Raw genomic sequence first — 14,948 nt, 5'->3', positions numbered from 1 at the left:
CATCCAAGGATGCCCTCATCGGGACAGTGCTGGAACAATTCCGGCAATATGCCGGGCAATTGCCAGACTTGACGTCGCCGCGGGCGAAGGGGCGTTGCGGACCAGGACCACACCGCCCTGGACGTCGACCACGAAGTCGTCCACCAGCCGCCCGTCCCTGGCGACGGCCTGGGCCCGGACGCCGCCACCGGTCCTGACGAGGTCGGCGGCGGTGAGCTCGGGCACGTACCGGCGGGCGGCCCTGACGAAGGCGCTCTTGACGACGGAGCCGTAGACCTCTTTGATCCCGGTACGCCAGTGGGCGCGCGCCATGCGAAGCGTTCCCGGCCAACGCATAATTTGACCGAAATTTCGTACATCTCGCCATCTGTAGCCTTCGTAGGCCAGAGCCAGCACCGCGTTCGGCCCCACCAGCACCTCGTCGTCGATGTGCCTGGTCAGGTGCACGCCCAGGAACGGGTAACGCGGGTCGGGCACCGGGTAGATCAGCCCGCGCACCAGCTCCTTGGCCGCCCCGGCCAGCGCGTAGTACTCGCCCCGGAACGGCACGATCCGCACGTCCCCCGGCGCCCCGGCCATCCTGGCGACCGCGTCCGTGCCGAGCCCGCCGCAGACCACCAGCCGGTCGAAGGTGAACCGCCGGCCGCCGGCCAGCACCTGGACGCCCTTCGACGTCTCGCGGATCGCCCGTACGGGGTGCGACAGGCGTACCGAGCCGCCCATCCGCGCCACGTCGAGCGCCAGCGCGCGGGCGACGGCGGGGAAGTCGGCGACGGCGGTGTGCGGCGAGTGGATCGCGGCGACGCCGACCGCGTGCGGCTCGATCTCGCGCAGGCCGAGGGCGTCCAGCTCGGCGAGGCCGGGCACGCCGTTGGCCCGCGCCCGCTCGGCCAGCGCCCGCAGCGGCGCCCGCTCGGCCCGCGTACTGGCCACGACCAGCTTGCCGACCTCGCGGTAGGGCAGCCCGTGCTCGGCGCAGTACGCCTTGAGCAGCGCCACGCCCTCCCGGCACAACCTGGCCTTGAGCGAGCCCGGCGGGTAGTAGATCCCGGCGTGCACGACGCCGCTGTTGTGCCCGGTCTGATGGGCGCCGACGCGCGGCTCCTTGTCCAGCACGGTCACCTCGGCGCCCCGGGAGGCGGCCAGTTCGCGCGCCACGGCCAGCCCGACGATCCCCGCCCCGACGACACCGATCTTTTCCGTCACACACCCGATTTTCCTGCTAAAGGCCACCCTGCCGCCATACCTGGGCGAATCGAACATGAGTACGATGGCCTCATGTACGTCCCGCCAGAGTGGCCCGCCGAGGTCCGCCCGCCCAGCGTCCCCGACTGGGAGACCTCGGCGGTGGCCTGGCTGCTCGACGCGGTGCCGCCCGACTACCGGGCCTACGAAGTGCTGAGGCGGCACCCGGTGGCCCTGGCCTTCATGGCCAGGCACCACGTCCGGGCGGCGGTCGAGGCCGCCCGCGCGGGCTATCGCGGCGCGGCCGTCGATCTCAAGGGCCACCTGCCGCCGCACGCCGTCGAGGGCGTGCTCGACACCTACCGCCAGGAGGGGCCGCGGCTGGTGCGCCTGTCGCGCTCGATCGAGGTGGTCGAGCGCGCGCTGCGCGGCGACATGTTCACCGCCACCATGCGCAACCCCTGACGGCTCAGCGGGTGCGGCGCGCGATGAAGGTGATCACGCCGGTCGCCCCCGCGGCCGCGGCCAGCCAGATCAGCACGTCCTTGGCCGTCAGGCCGCTCGGCTCCGCGGTGTCGGACGGGCGCGCGCTCTCCTGCGCGGCGACGGGCTTAGGCGTGGGCGTGCGCGTGGCCTGGGCGCGCTCGGGGAGCGGCACCCGGTAGACCGGGCTGTTCGGGCCCTCGGAGCCGACCAGCAGGGCCTTGCCGTCGGCGGTGTAGGCGACCGACTCGGCCTGCCGCAGCTCCGGCATGGTGACCCTGGCGAGGGTCTCCCCGGAGGGCCGGTAGAGGGTCGCCGAGAAGTACGTGCGGATGACGTAGGAGGAGCCGTCGGGGGCGTAGGCGGCGTCCGTGGCCATGATCGGGGCCGCGGCGACCCGGCGCAGCACGTTGACCTTGTCGGTGCGGAGCTTCTTCGGCGCGGCGTAGACGGACCCGGAGAACTCCTTGGACACGACGTAGAGGCGGCCGGTGCGCGGGTTGATCATGATGCCCTCGGCGTTGCGGCCGCCGCCGGCGTAGCGGAAGCGGTAGCGGGTGGCCGGCAGCGTGGCGTCCCGGAGCGTGCGCGGCTCGGCGACCTTGTAGATCGACACGTCGGGCCATGCGCCGTCGAGGTTGTCGCCGATGTCGGCGAACCAGAGCGTGCCCTGCCCGGTGGCGGGGTCCTTGGTCGCGGCCATGGCCTCCCAGTCCCGGGCCTCGGCGCCGCGCAGGTGGAAGGTGGCCTTCGTACGCCCGTCGGGGCCGACCGCGTAGAAGACGGGGGCGGCGGAGCTGTCGTTGTGGGTGTAGAAGACGTTCTGGTGCGTGGGCGACACGGCCAGGCCGCTCGACTCGGTGATGTTCCGGTCCTTGAACGTGAACAGCTTCTCCGGCCCGTCGTCGTCCGCCCACGCCGGAGCCGCCGACAGCGCGAACGTCGCCGCCACGGCGGCCAGAACCCGGAACACGACAACCCCCACCTCGCCATCATGCCCCACGACTCGGCCCGGGACGCTCAGGCCACCGCCTCGGCCGTGCCCACGCGGGCGCTGTGGCGGCGGAACCCGGCCCCCTGGAGCACCAGCAGCAGGCCGTTGGCCGCCGCCATGGCCACCCAGAGCCCGGTGATCCCCCACGTCCGCGCCACCGGCACGGCCGCCGCCAGGAGCGCGCCGTAGCCGAGGACGAAGTAGGCCAGGCTCGCCCCGGACCTCTTCAGCGCGGTCAGCCCGACGCCCTGCACGGCCTGCGCGGCGTCGGCCAGCGACGACAGCAGCATCAGCGGCAGCAGCCCGAGCGCCCGCTCGCGTACGGCCACGTCGCCGGTGAACAGCCCGAGCACCTCCTCGCCGAACAGCAGCAGCGCCAGGGCGGCGGTCAGCGTGCCGGCGACGGCGAGCAGCGCGGCGGTGCGGTTGGCCCGGCGAGCCCCGGCCGGGTCTCCGGCACGGGCCACCTCGGGCACCGACGCCTGCGCCACCGACAGCGAGGCCATCATGATGAGGCCGGTGAGCGTGGTCAGCACCGCGTGCGCGGCGGTGTCGCGGGCGCCGGTGGTGCTCGCGGCGAACGTGACCACGCCGAGCACCCCGAACTTGATCAGCACGGTCGCCGCCAGCGGCACGCTGACCCTGGCCAGCCGGACGATCTCGGCCATCCGGGGCCGCGCCTGCCCGATCGGCCGCCCGAGCGCGCGGCGCAGGTTGAGGCTCGCCACGACCGCGGCCGCCACCCCGGCCGCCACCCAGGCCAGGCCCACGCCGTCGAGCCCGAGCCGCGGCGCCAGCAGCGCGGTCAGCGCGCTCAGCACCAGGCCGAAGGCCAGATTCGCCCACAACACGTCGCGGCTGCGGCCGAGCGCCACCAGGATCGTGCTCGCGCCGCCGGTGGAGGCGAAGACCAGCAGGTAGGCGGCGAGGAGCCAGGGCAGCAGGCCCAGCTCGCCGACCACCTCGCCGGGCACCCCGCTCACCCGCGCGAGCGCCGGCACGCAGAGCACCGCCAGCGCCCCCAGCGTGCCGGTGGCCAGGCTGAGCCAGCGCGCGTCCCGGACGACGGGCACCGCCGCGCCCGGATCGTCCCGGTACGGCGCCACGAACGGCCCGAGCCCCCGCAACGCGCCCTGCACGGCGGCGGTGGCGGGATTGAGCACCGCCGTCATCACCGCGAAGGCGGCCAGCGCGACCGTCTCGTGGTTGCCGAGCACGGACGTGACCACCAGCGTGCCCACCATGCCCGTGACCATCGCCAGGAAGATCGGCAACGCGGCGCGGAGAAGAACGATCACGACGACTCCGCGCAGATCACGAACTCAGCCTATGGCCTGGAGCGCACTCCAGGTATTTAGTGTGGACCCCATGGACTATGTCAACCTCGGACGCAGCGGCCTCCAGGTGAGCCCGCTCTGCCTCGGCACGATGAACTTCGGCCCGCTGACCTCGGAGGAAGACTCCTTCGCGATCATGGACAAGGCCCACGACCTGGGCATCAACTTCTTCGACACCGCGAACGTCTACGGCTGGAAGAGGGGCGAGGGCATCACGGAGAACATCCTGGGCCGCTGGTTCGCCCAGGGTGGTGGCCGCCGCGAGCGCACGGTCATCGCGACCAAGCTCTACGGCGACATGGGCGACTGGCCCAACGAGCGCCGCCTGTCGGCGCTGAACATCCGCCGGGCCTGCGACGCCTCGCTCAAGCGCATGCAGACCGACTACATCGACGTCTACCAGGCCCACCACGTCGACCGGAACACGCCTTTCGACGAGTTCTGGGAGGCCATGGAGATCCTGCGCCAGCAGGGCAAGATCATCTACGTTGGCTCGTCCAACTTCGCGGGCTGGCACATCGCCAAGGCCCAGGAGACGGCGGCGCGGCGCGGCACGTTCGGGCTGACCAGCGAGCAGAGCCACTACAACCTGCTCACCCGGACGGTGGAGCTGGAGGTGCTGCCCGCCTGCGAGGACTACGGCATCGGCGTGATCCCGTGGAGCCCGCTGGCCGGCGGCCTGCTCGGCGGCGTCCTGCGCAAGATCGACAAGGGCCGGTCGGCCTCCGACACCATGGTCAGGGAGCTGGACAAGCACCGGGACAAGATCGAGGCGTACGAGAAGCTCTGCGACGAGCTGGGCGAGGACCCGGCGTACGTGGCGCTGGCGTGGCTGCTCAGGCAGCGCGCGGTCACCGCCCCGATCATCGGCCCGCGCACGCTGGAGCAGCTCGAAGGCAGCATGCGCACGCTGGAGATCGAGCTGGACGACGCCACCCTGGCCCGCCTGGACGAGATCTTCCCCGGCCACCGCACCGCGCCGGAGGACTACGCCTGGTGAGAGCGTGACCGGCCGGGCCCGGCACGACCACGGCCCGGCCGCTCGGGGCGGCTCAGGTCAGCAGGGCGCCGAGGATGACGATGAGGAACAGCAGGCCCAGCACGAGGGGCAGCAGCCAGGGGCGAGGACGGTCCACGCCCTGGAGCCTAGCCCTGCTTCACCGGTGCGAGCGCCCAATCGCCGAGTGACTCGTGCCTCACCTGGGGGCCGCCGTGGCTGCGGAACAGGTGCAGCCGCTCGGCCCGCCAGGGCGTCCCGGCGAACGCCGCCAGCGACTCCACCAGCTCCCTGAGGTCCGTGTCGGTCCGGGCCCTGGCCAGGGTGAGGTGGGGGTGGAACCGTTTCTCGTCGGTCTGCACGGCCCCCGCGCGGCGGCCGGCCGCGCGGGCCGAGTCGGCCAGCCGGGTCAGGGGGTCGCCCGCGACCCCGGCCCACAACACCCTGGCCCGCCGCGCCGAGGAGAACGCCCCGGCCCCGGCGAGGGCCAGGTCGAGCACCGTGTGTCGGTGGGCGGCCCGCGCCAGGCGCGTCTCCAGGTCGGGCAGCGCCCGCTCGGGCACCTCGCCGTAGAAGGCCAGCGTGATGTGCCAGGTGGGGCGGCCGGCCCAGCGCAGCCCCGGCACCTGCCCGACGTACGGCGCCACGGCGCGCTCGACCTCGTCGAGCGCCTCCTCAGGCGGGACCACGGCCGCGAAGAGCCTCATGTCATGCGATTGTCCCCGGACCGGGACGGCTCACGCCATCGCCAGCGCCGGTCTGGCCATCCGGTTGCCGATCAGCTTGGTCACCAGCACCGCCAGCCCGGTGCCCACCAGGACGAGCACGCCCGACAGCAGCACCCCCGCACGCGGCCCGCCCAGCTCCGACAGCCACCCGATCAGCGGCGCCCCGACGGGCGCGCCACCGGTGAAGACGAGCATGTAGATGCCCATGACCCGGCCCCGCATCTCGGGGGACGTGGCGATCTGCACGCTGGCGTTCGCGGCCGTGTTGATGGTGATCAACGCGATGCCGGTCGGGATGAGTAGCAGCAGATAGACCGGGTAGAAGGGGGCCAGCCCGGTCAGCACCTGGAACAGCCCGAACCCGATCGCCCCGGAGAAGAGCACCTTGCGCGAGAGCCTGGCCCGCCGCGCCGCCAGCAGCGCGCCGCCCAGCGCGCCCACCGCGAACATGCTGGAGGCCAGCCCGAACGACGACGCCCCCGCGCCGAACACCTCGCGAGCCATCAGCGCTATCGACATCGAGAACGACTGCGAGAACATCGACACGAAGGCGATCAGCAGGATCGGCATGAGCAGTTCCTGGCGTCCCAGGACGTACCGCAGCCCCTCCCGGAGCTGGCCCTTGGCCCTCGGCACCGGCTCGGACAGGTTGAGCTCGGAGCTGCGCATGAAGATCAGGCTGGAGATCACCGCGCCGAAGGTGAGCGCGTTGATCAGGAAGATCGGTCCCGTGCCGCCCAGCACGGAGATCAGGATGCCGGCCAGCGCCGGGCCGACCACGCGGGCCAGGTTGAAGATGGAGCTGTTCAGGGCGATGGCGTTGGGCAGGTCCTGCCGTCCGACCATCTCGACCACGAACGCCTGCCTGGTCGGCACCTCGACACAGGAGATCATGCCGAGCAGGAAAGCCATCACGAACACGTGCCAGACCTGCGCGGTGCCGGTCATGGTCAGCACGCCGATGGTGAGCGCGAGCACCGCCATCATCGACTGGGCGGCGATGAGGATGGGCCGCTTGGGGTAGCGGTCGGCGAGCACGCCGCCGAAGAGCCCGAACAGCAACATCGGCAGGAACTGCAGCGCGGTCGCCAGGCCGAGGGCCGCCGCGCTGCCTCCCGCGCCGTGCGGGCCCTTGGTCAGGTCGAGCACCAGCCAGTCCTGGGCGGTGCGCTGCAGCCAGGTGCCGACGTTGGAGACGGCGCCACCTGCCGCGAACATGCGATAGTTGCGAACCTTGAGCGACCGGAACATCCCGGTCTTGGGTTGCTCGGGTTCTATATCTTGCTGAGCTTCTCCAGGATCGGCGCCGCCTGCCGCAGGATCGACCGCTCCTCCGGTGAGAGCTCCTTCAGCCGCTGTGTCAGCCACGCCTCCTTGCGGCGGCGTTCCTCCTTCAGCAACGTCTGGGCGGCCTCGGTCACGGTCACGGTCACCTGACGCCGGTCGGTCGGGTGCGGGGTGCGTGCGACCAGGCCGCGTTCCTCTAGCGCGGCGATCACGCGCGTCATCGAGGGCGGTTGCACCTTCTCTAGCTCGGCCAATTCGCCGGGGGTTATCCCGGAATGCCGTTCCACGGCGGCGAGCGTCGCGAACTGGGTGGGCGTCAGCGAGTGCGCCGCCGCCTGACGCCGGAGTCGCCTGGTCAGCCTTGCCATCGACACGCGCAGGGCTGAGGCCAGGCCCGCGTCGCTGCGCAGGTCCATCTTGGGCTGGTTGTTCATTAGCACGTCTCATTACCTTTGCTAACTATATGCGAAGGCAAGATATTTCCCTAGGTCAGATTCGTCTCACCCCTTGATACCCCGAAGCCGCCCCACATGTGCGGGGCGGCTCCGGGAATGTCGAGGTCAGATCCCGATCGCGGCCCGGATCGGGCCGATGGCGAAGTAGAGCACGAACAGCGCGGTGACGCCCCACAGCAGCGGGTGCACCTCGCGCGCCTTGCCCCGTACGACCTTGACCAGCACGTAGCTGATGAAGCCGGCGCCGATGCCGTTCGAGATGGAGTAGGTGAACGGCATGACCACGATGGTGAGGAAGGCCGGGATGGCGATCTCGTAGTCGTCCCAGTCGATGTCGCGGATGGCGGTCATCATGAGGAAGCCGACGACGACCAGCGCGGGCGTGGCGGCCTCGTAGGGCACGACGGCGACCAGCGGCGCGAAGAAGATGGCCACCAGGAACAGCACGCCGGTGACCACGCTGGCCAGACCGGTCCGCGCGCCCTCCCCGACGCCGGCGGCCGACTCGATGTAGGTGGTGTTCGACGAGACCGAGCCGGCGCCGCCCGCCGCCGCGGCGATCGAGTCGACGAGCAGGATCTCCTTGGTCCGCGGCAGCGTGCCGTCGGCCTGGACCAGGCCCGCCTGGCGGCCGACGCCGACGATCGTGCCCATCGTGTCGAAGAAGTCGGTGATGAGCAGGGTGAACACGAACAGCACGGCCAGCAGCACGGAGATCCGGCTGAAGGCGCCGATCGGGTCGAACTCCGTGAACAGCGTCAGCGGGTTGTGGAAGCCGAAGATCTCGCCGGCCTCGGGGATGGCGGGAACGTTGAGCTGCCAGCCGCCGGGGCTCTCCGGCGTGGCCCGCTCCAGCTTGGTCAGCACCTGGACGACGACCGCCAGCACGGTCGAGACGACGATGCCGATCAGGATCGCGCCCTTGACCTTCCGCGCCACCATGGCCGCCGTGGCCAGCAGGCCGACGATGAACACCAGGACCGGCCAGGACGTGAGCTGGCCGCCGATGCCCAGCTCCAGCGGCGTGCCCGCGGCCTTGCGCACGAAACCGGCGTCCACGAAGCCGATCAGCGCGATGAACAGGCCGATGCCGACGCTGATGGCGGTCTTGAGCTGGGCCGGGATGGCGCGGAACACCGCCGTCCGCAGGCCGGTCAGCACCAGGATCGCGATGATGACGCCTTCGAGGAAGACCAGGCCCATGGCCTCCTCCCAGGTCATCATCGTGGCGATGTTGAAGGTCACGAACGCGTTCAGCCCGAGCCCGGCGGCCATCGCGAACGGCACCCGGCCGACCACGCCCATGATGATCGTCAGCACGCCGGCCACGAACGCCGTGCCCGCGGCGACCAGCGGCACCTGCGGGGTCGTGCCGTCGCCGATGACCTGGCCTTCGATGTCCTTGCCGTAGGCGAGGATGATCGGGTTCAGCACCACGATGTAGGCCATCGTGAAGAACGTGGCCAGGCCGCCGCGCACCTCACGGGAGATCGTCGAGCCTCGTTCAGAGATTGCGAAGAAACGGTCTATTGCATTACGCATGTCACTCACGCGCCGAAGAGTGACAGTAGTGGTGAACTGGGAAAAGTGTCCGCAATCGGATCGAGACCCGATTGGAAGCTAGGCTGGACACGTGAAGCAGCAGTGGCACCCCGATCCCGAGCCGATCAAGACCAACGACACGGCCGCCGTCGGGGTCGGCACCGCCCTGTGGGCCGTCGCGCTGATCGTCCTGCTGATCTTCCGCCCGGCGCCCGAGAACACGTGGTGGATCTGGACCTGCGTCACCGGGGTCGGGTTCGGCCTCTTCGGCATGTGGTTCGTCCGCCGTCCGCGCCGGGGGTGACGTTCGTCGTCCTCCGCACATCCTCGAAGTCGTCAGGAACCCATGTCTCTCCCCACCACCTGGACCGATGCCGTGTCCGCAGGCCGGCCGGCATGAAGAAGGCGATGTCGGCGCTGCTCGTGGGAGCCGCCGTTCTCGCGGGCTGCGGCACCACGGGTGGGCCCGCGAAGCAGCCCGGTCCCGCCGGGAGCGCCGTCGCCTGGAGCCCGTGCGCCGAGCTGACCGGGCCCGACGGCAAGCCGCTGCCCGCCGACGCGTCCGTCCAGTGCGGGGCCGTGCGGGTGCCCCTCGACTACGGCGATCCCGGCGGCCGGAAGATCGACCTGGCGTTGATCCGGGTGAAGGCCACCGGCGAGCCCCTCGGCTCGCTGGTCTTCAACTTCGGCGGGCCCGGGGCGTCCGGCGTCGACACGCTGGCCCAGGTCGCGAAGGCGTTCGGCAGCCTGGGCGGCCGCTACGACCTCGTCAGCTTCGACCCCCGCGGCGTCGATCGCAGCGCCGGCGTCAAGTGCGGCGGCGAACTCGACGCCCTCCTCGCCGCGCCCACCGGCGCCGACGGCGACGCGACGGCGAAGAAGTTCGCCGCGGCCTGCGAGAAGGACTCCGGCCCGATCCTGCCCCACGTGGGCACCGTGGACGCCGCCGAAGACCTCGACCGCATCAGGGCCGCCCTCGGCGACCGTCAGCTCAACTACTTCGGCTTCTCCTACGGCACCCACCTCGGCGCCGTCTACGCCACCCGCTTCCCCGCGAACGTCGGCCGCTTCGTCCTCGACGGCGCCTTCGACCCCACGGTCACGTTCGAGGAGCGCGCCGTCACCCAGGCCACCGGCTTCGCCCGCGCCTTCGAGGCGTTCGCGAAGGACTGCGTGGCGCAGACCTGCGACCTCGGCCAGGACCCGGCCGCCGTCAAGAGCGCCGTCGAGAGGCTGCTCGACGGCCTCAGGACCAGGCCGCTCAAGGTCGGCGACCGGCAGCTCACCTACGGCCTGGCCCAGCTCGCCGTCATCACCCCGCTGTACGCCAAGTCCGCCTGGCCGGTGCTGGAGCAGGCCGCCGCGGCCGGGATCAGGGGCGACGGCGCCACCCTGCTCGCCCTGGCCGACGCCTACACCGGACGGCGCCCCGACGGCACCTACTCCACCATGATGACCAGCCTGCAGGCCATCACCTGCGCCGACACCACCGAACGCCCGAGCGCCGCCGACATGGCCCGGGTCGACGACCGGATCAAGAAGATCTTCCCCATCCTGGCGGCGGACGGCGCCGCCACCGCCTGCGGCCACTGGCCCACGCCCGGCGACGACGCGGCCAAGCGCATCGACGCCACCGGCTCGGCGCCCATCGTGGTCATCGGCGGCAAGGGCGACCCGGCCACGCCGTACGAGTGGGCCACCGCGCTCAACGCCAAGCTCAGGACCGGCGTGCTCATGACGTACGAGGGCGAGGGGCACGGCGCCTACCTGAGCGGCGACAGGTGCGTGACGCGCACGGTGGACACATACCTGCTGACCGGGAAGGTGCCCGCGGCGGGCACCACCTGCGCAGCCTGAACGGGAAGATGCCCGCGGCCGGGACCGCCCGCGCGGTCTGACAGCGGCGGGCCGCCTCCGCGACGGGGAGGCGGCCCGCCGGTCTCAGGACAGGTCGGCCTCGGCCAGCAGCAGCGGCACCGCCTCCGGGTCGCGCAACATCGCGGCCACGGCCAGCCGGTCGTTCCACTGGCCCGTGGCCCAGGCCAGCCCGCGGGCCAGCCCGTCGACGCCGGTGCAGTGGACCGCGCCCTCGAAGAACCGCCATGTGCAGGCGACCCCGTCGACCAGCAGCTTCTCGTGCTCCACGTACGTCTCGGGCGCCGTCGGCAGCAGGGAGCGCACCTGCGGCGGCACGTCGCGCACCTCGCCCTGCGAGGTCACCTCACCGGTGGCCAGCTCGCCGGCCAGCGGCAGGTCGAGCAGCTCCGACAGCGCCTCGGCCAGGTCGTAGGAGGCCAGCACGAGGGGCCGGTCGGTGACGAGCTGCAGCAGGTCGGGGGCCTCGACCACCACCGCGTCCTCGGCGGCGGCCACCACGATGTCGCCGCCGAGCACCGCGCGCACCCGCGCGGGCGGCTCGACCCGGGCCGGGTCGACGGCGGCCAGCGCGATCCACAACGCCCGCAGCTGGGCCCGGTCGACCTCGATCGCCGGGTCGGCCATCAGCTCCAGCAGTTCTTCCGGCCCGCCGTGGGCGGCCAGCAGGTCGGTGAGCGTGGTGCGCACGCCGAGCATCGACAGCGCCGCCTCGTCGAGCCCGGCCGGGGCGTCGGCGTAGAGGCCCTGCAGGAGCGGGTCGGCGCCGGGCAGCCGCAGCTCAAGCGGCTTCCGGCCGCCGAGCACGGGACGGTGGGCCAGCCACCACGCGGTGTAGGAGGGCACCTCCACACCCTCGACCCGCAGCGGGTGCAGCGCGGCCCGCAGCGGCGGCCGGGTCAGCAGCGGGAGCGCGGCCTCCCAGTCGGCCACCAGCTCAAGGTCGCGCACCGCCGCGAACTCGGCCACCACCGGCGGCACCGCGAGGTCGGGCAGCAGGTCGAGCACGTGGTCGAGCCAGTCGGCCTCGCCGTCGAGATCGTGGTCGCAGTCGTCGTGGTCGAGCAGCACGTCGGAGTCGTGCGCGACGGCGAACCCGTCGAGCACGCCCGCCGCCGCCAGCACCCGCGGCCCGTAGGTCTCCTCCAGCTCGGGCGCGGCCACGCCGAGATGGGTGTCGGCGGCGAGCAGCCCGGCCAGCGCCCCGTCGGCGAGCATCAGCTCACCGGCCGGGTAGAGCTCGCCGTCGGCCCCGCGCAGCGCCAGCTCGGCCAGCCACGGCGCCTCGCCGGGAACCAGCCCGGACGCCGCCACCAGCGACAACACGGCCCGCGCGACCGGCTCGGGGTCGGGGCTGTCGAGCGACTGCGCGACGGCGGCCTTGGTCAGCGCGTCTTCCAGCACGGTACGCGGGGTCGCCTCGGCCGCGCCCAGCCTGAGCAGCGCCGGATGGGCCGCCTCCGGATGCACGATGCGCAGCCCGAGCGGGGTGAGGTCGAGGTCGGCCCCGCCGTCGGTCAGGATGAGCGTGCCGCGCGGGCCGCGCACCACGCGGCCGTCGGTCAGCGGCACCGGCAGCGCGCCCAGCGACTCGGGGTCGTCGGCGGGCAGCACCGCGTACAGGGAACGCCACCAGGACGGCTCACGCGCCTCCACGGCCTCGCCGGACAGCAGGTCGACCACGTCGGCCAGCTCCACCCGGCGCACGCCCAGGGCCACCATGGCGGGATGCCTGGCGGGCCACCCGGCGGGCAGCAGCCCCGGCACGAAGTCGGCCACGGTGTCGAGCAGCTCGGCGGTGGCGCCGGCCACGACGGCCGCCTCCCGGCCCGCGACCACCCAGCCGTCGCCCTCGGGCTCGCGCGCCGGATGCTCGACCCGCCACTCGGCGTCGGGCTCGTAGACCTCGGCCTCGGCGAAGGAGGGAGTGTGGACCGCGGGCGCGGGCGCCGACAACGCGGGCAGCAGCGGCGCGGACGGCAGGCGTTCGAGCACGGCCCGCCGGACGCGGGCGTCGAGCTCGCCCTTGCCCATGAGGGACGGCACCAGGTCGAGCAGCCTGGACGTGCGGGGCAGCTCGCCCAGCAGCCGGACGTAGGCGTCGGCCACCCGCTCGACCAGGAAGTCGGTGAGCGGCCCCTTGGCGACGTGCCGCCGATCGGTGGCCATGGGGAAGGACGCGATCAGCAGCGCGGGCAGGTCGATCGGCTCGTCGCTGGGCGTCGGGGCGTGCACGACGGGCGGCACGGCGGCGGGCAGTGGGCCGGGCTCGCCGGTGCCGGTGACGGGCACCGCCCAGCGCAGCGACCAGAAGGGCCGCGCCCGCTCCTCGGTCGGCCGGTCGGCGAACAGCCTGGCGACCTCGTCGGGGGTGAACTCGCCGGACTCCGACACGACGTGCCAGCCGTCGGCCACGACCGTGCGGGTGGCGCCGTCGAGGTCGATCTCGATGGCCTCCAGCGCGGGCAGGCCGAGCAGCAGCGCCGGGCTGGTCTCGGCGAGCATCACCCGGACGGCGTCGACCGCCGCGGCGTCGCGCAGCGGCAGCCGGACGATCGTGTCGAACCCGTCGGGCACCTCCATCGGCGGCGCGTCGAACGGCAGCCTGAGCAGCGGCACGTGGCCCGCCCGGTCGGCCAGCTCCCCCGCCAGCACGGGAACGTCGGCGACCAGCTCGGACGTGCCGGCCCGCGACCAGCGCACCGAGCCGCCGCCGCGCGAGCCGATGGCCGGCTCGTCGCAGACGGAGACGACGGCCGCGAAGCCCACGCCGAACCGGCCGGCCGCGCCGATCTCGTCGCGTTTGCCCGACACGCGCAGTGTGGACAGGCCCTCCACGCCGGTCGCATCGAGGGGGGCGCCGGTGTTGGCGGCCGTCAGCACGTCGCCGCGCAACGTCAGCCGCAACACCCCTGGCACCCCCGCGCGCAGCGCCGCGTCGGCGGCGTTCTGGGCGAGTTCGACGATCAGCCGGTCGCGGTAGCCGCCGAGCGCGAAGTCCTCCTCGGCGTTGGCGTCCTCGCGGAAGCGGGCGGGCGAGGCCGTCCAGGCGGAGAGGACGGCGGCTCGCATCCGGTCAGTGCCAAAGGTGTCGGTCATCGATCACGATCCTGGTCGAGTGAAGAGGGGCCAGGGTAGGTTAGCCCCCCTGACCGACGAAACCGCCGTTCCGCGCTCGCGCCCCGGTCAGGAGTGGCCGAGCTCCTCGGTGGCGGATTCGTCCACCGAGCCCTCTTCCTCCTCCATCAGGTCGTAACCCAGGTCGTCGAGGATCGGGCTGGCCTGCTCGACCGGCGGGGGCAGCACGGCCGCCTCCGAGTGGGCGCCGCAGCCGTGGTCGGCGGCGACGACCTTGCCGTCGTCGGGGGCGTACTCGTTGGTGCAGACGCCGAACGACAGCCGCAGCTCACCGGAGAGCAGCCAGTAGAACCCGCAGGTGGAACACTGCGCGGGCGCGGCGTGTGCGATCGGAGTGTGCGGCCCGTGCTCGCCCGCGTGCCAGCGTCTGGCAGCCCGGTCCCTGCCGATGGCCGAGAGCACACGGGCTCGGCCCAGGCCGTACTCGAAAACCATCTGGCGGTCGGCATCTTCGTCGAGCTCGGTGAAACCGGGCGCCAGCCTGTCGTCGTCTTCCGGGGACGGCAGCAGGTCGCCGACGCCCAGGTCGCCCGGCCGCAGCCGCTCGCTCCACGGCAGCCACTCGGGGGCGAGCAGCGCGCCCGAGCCGGGCAGCAGCACGGCCTCGCTGACCGTGACCTTCTTCGCGCGCGAGGCACGGGTGACCGTGACGGCCCACCGCCAGCCGCGATAGGCCCGGTCGAGGCAGGCGAAGTAGTGGGTGACGATCCGGTCGCCCTCGCTCTCGAAGCCGAGGTGCTCGCCGGCCTCGCCCGGGTACGCCAGCTCCTGCGCCGCGGCGCGCGCCAGATCGACTGCGGCGACACAGGCCTGGTCGGGAGCGGGGACGCGGGCCCGGGTGCGGCTCATCGGGCCGCCTCCGCCTGAAGGTGCTGTTCGCTCACACTTCATTCTCACCCATGGCCGGACCGGGCAGGCCCACAACCG

At 72.6% G+C, this 14,948-nt stretch carries 13 protein-coding genes; 4 read left to right on the top strand and 9 right to left on the bottom strand.

Translation table 11 applies throughout. The features are described 5' to 3' along the window. Positions 1-15: 15 nt before the first annotated feature. Positions 16-1,206 (bottom strand): L-2-hydroxyglutarate oxidase, encoded by a 1,191-nt coding sequence (gene lhgO / locus ACWCSU_RS46920; RefSeq protein ID WP_449942844.1) that lies wholly within the window; start codon positions 1,204-1,206, stop codon positions 16-18. A gap of 72 nt (positions 1,207-1,278) precedes the next feature. On the opposite strand from lhgO, the gene ACWCSU_RS46915 reads away from it, so the two are divergent. After that, on the top strand, positions 1,279-1,650 hold the full coding sequence (locus ACWCSU_RS46915; RefSeq protein ID WP_449942843.1) for a hypothetical protein: 372 nt from the start codon (positions 1,279-1,281) through the stop codon (positions 1,648-1,650). A 4-nt stretch (positions 1,651-1,654) separates the two neighbouring features. On the opposite strand, the gene ACWCSU_RS46910 is transcribed toward ACWCSU_RS46915, so the two are convergent. Then, positions 1,655-2,653 carry a hypothetical protein gene (locus tag ACWCSU_RS46910; RefSeq protein WP_449942842.1) on the bottom strand — a complete coding sequence of 333 codons (999 nt, stop codon included), beginning with the start codon at positions 2,651-2,653 and terminating at the stop codon, positions 1,655-1,657. 35 nt (positions 2,654-2,688) lie between these two features. Continuing rightward, complete coding sequence (locus ACWCSU_RS46905) at positions 2,689-3,960, bottom strand: MATE family efflux transporter (protein ID WP_449942840.1); 1,272 nt, start codon at positions 3,958-3,960, stop codon at positions 2,689-2,691. A 70-nt stretch (positions 3,961-4,030) separates the two neighbouring features. Between ACWCSU_RS46905 and ACWCSU_RS46900 the strand changes: the two genes are divergently transcribed. After that, positions 4,031-4,999, top strand: a complete 969-nt coding sequence (locus tag ACWCSU_RS46900; RefSeq protein ID WP_357696571.1) for an aldo/keto reductase — start codon at positions 4,031-4,033, stop codon at positions 4,997-4,999. A gap of 146 nt (positions 5,000-5,145) precedes the next feature. On the opposite strand, the gene thpR is transcribed toward ACWCSU_RS46900, so the two are convergent. From thpR to ACWCSU_RS46880, 4 genes are all read right to left on the bottom strand, one after another. Then, entirely contained in the window at positions 5,146-5,703 is a 558-nt protein-coding gene (thpR, locus tag ACWCSU_RS46895) for an RNA 2',3'-cyclic phosphodiesterase (RefSeq protein WP_357696573.1), read from the bottom strand. 30 nt (positions 5,704-5,733) lie between these two features. Further along, positions 5,734-6,975, bottom strand: coding sequence for an MFS transporter (locus ACWCSU_RS46890; protein WP_449942838.1), 1,242 nt, complete (start codon positions 6,973-6,975; stop codon positions 5,734-5,736). Positions 6,976-6,998: 23 nt separating this feature from the next. Then, positions 6,999-7,445 carry a MarR family winged helix-turn-helix transcriptional regulator gene (locus ACWCSU_RS46885; RefSeq protein ID WP_357696577.1) on the bottom strand — a complete coding sequence of 149 codons (447 nt, stop codon included), beginning with the start codon at positions 7,443-7,445 and terminating at the stop codon, positions 6,999-7,001. Positions 7,446-7,571: 126 nt separating this feature from the next. Next, entirely contained in the window at positions 7,572-9,008 is a 1,437-nt protein-coding gene (locus ACWCSU_RS46880) for an NCS2 family permease (RefSeq protein ID WP_449942974.1), read from the bottom strand. A gap of 91 nt (positions 9,009-9,099) precedes the next feature. Here ACWCSU_RS46880 and ACWCSU_RS46875 point away from each other — a divergent pair, with 91 nt between their 5' ends. After that, positions 9,100-9,312, top strand: a complete 213-nt coding sequence (locus ACWCSU_RS46875) for a DUF2530 domain-containing protein (RefSeq protein WP_357696581.1) — start codon at positions 9,100-9,102, stop codon at positions 9,310-9,312. A 92-nt stretch (positions 9,313-9,404) separates the two neighbouring features. Beyond that, complete coding sequence (locus ACWCSU_RS46870) at positions 9,405-10,865, top strand: alpha/beta hydrolase (protein WP_449942836.1); 1,461 nt, start codon at positions 9,405-9,407, stop codon at positions 10,863-10,865. 84 nt (positions 10,866-10,949) lie between these two features. Here ACWCSU_RS46870 and ACWCSU_RS46865 read toward each other — a convergent pair whose 3' ends face one another. Together ACWCSU_RS46865 and ACWCSU_RS46860 are read right to left on the bottom strand one after the other, a co-directional pair. Next, positions 10,950-13,982, bottom strand: coding sequence for a sacsin N-terminal ATP-binding-like domain-containing protein (locus ACWCSU_RS46865; protein ID WP_449942834.1), 3,033 nt, complete (start codon positions 13,980-13,982; stop codon positions 10,950-10,952). A gap of 87 nt (positions 13,983-14,069) precedes the next feature. Further along, positions 14,070-14,870, bottom strand: coding sequence for a DUF3027 domain-containing protein (locus ACWCSU_RS46860; protein ID WP_449942832.1), 801 nt, complete (start codon positions 14,868-14,870; stop codon positions 14,070-14,072). Positions 14,871-14,948 lie beyond the last annotated feature (78 nt).

It is taken from the genome of Nonomuraea sp. NPDC001699, from assembly GCF_053596455.1.
Note: the sequence above shows the minus strand (reverse complement) of the source record. Positions and strands in the feature narration are given on the sequence as shown.

Excerpts from the sequence above, each read along its gene's own strand:
- ACWCSU_RS46885 (WP_357696577.1), bottom strand. The coding sequence starts at position 7,445 with ATGAACAACCAGCCCAAGATGGACCTGCGCAGCGACGCGGGCCTGGCC.
- ACWCSU_RS46865 (WP_449942834.1), bottom strand. The coding sequence starts at position 13,982 with ATGACCGACACCTTTGGCACTGACCGGATGCGAGCCGCCGTCCTCTCC.
- thpR (WP_357696573.1), bottom strand. The coding sequence starts at position 5,703 with ATGAGGCTCTTCGCGGCCGTGGTCCCGCCTGAGGAGGCGCTCGACGAG.
- ACWCSU_RS46890 (WP_449942838.1), bottom strand. The coding sequence starts at position 6,975 with ATGTTCCGGTCGCTCAAGGTTCGCAACTATCGCATGTTCGCGGCAGGT.
- ACWCSU_RS46915 (WP_449942843.1), top strand. The coding sequence starts at position 1,279 with ATGTACGTCCCGCCAGAGTGGCCCGCCGAGGTCCGCCCGCCCAGCGTC.
- ACWCSU_RS46860 (WP_449942832.1), bottom strand. The coding sequence starts at position 14,870 with ATGAGCCGCACCCGGGCCCGCGTCCCCGCTCCCGACCAGGCCTGTGTC.
- ACWCSU_RS46870 (WP_449942836.1), top strand. The coding sequence starts at position 9,405 with ATGAAGAAGGCGATGTCGGCGCTGCTCGTGGGAGCCGCCGTTCTCGCG.
- ACWCSU_RS46900 (WP_357696571.1), top strand. The coding sequence starts at position 4,031 with ATGGACTATGTCAACCTCGGACGCAGCGGCCTCCAGGTGAGCCCGCTC.
- ACWCSU_RS46880 (WP_449942974.1), bottom strand. The coding sequence starts at position 9,008 with ATGCGTAATGCAATAGACCGTTTCTTCGCAATCTCTGAACGAGGCTCG.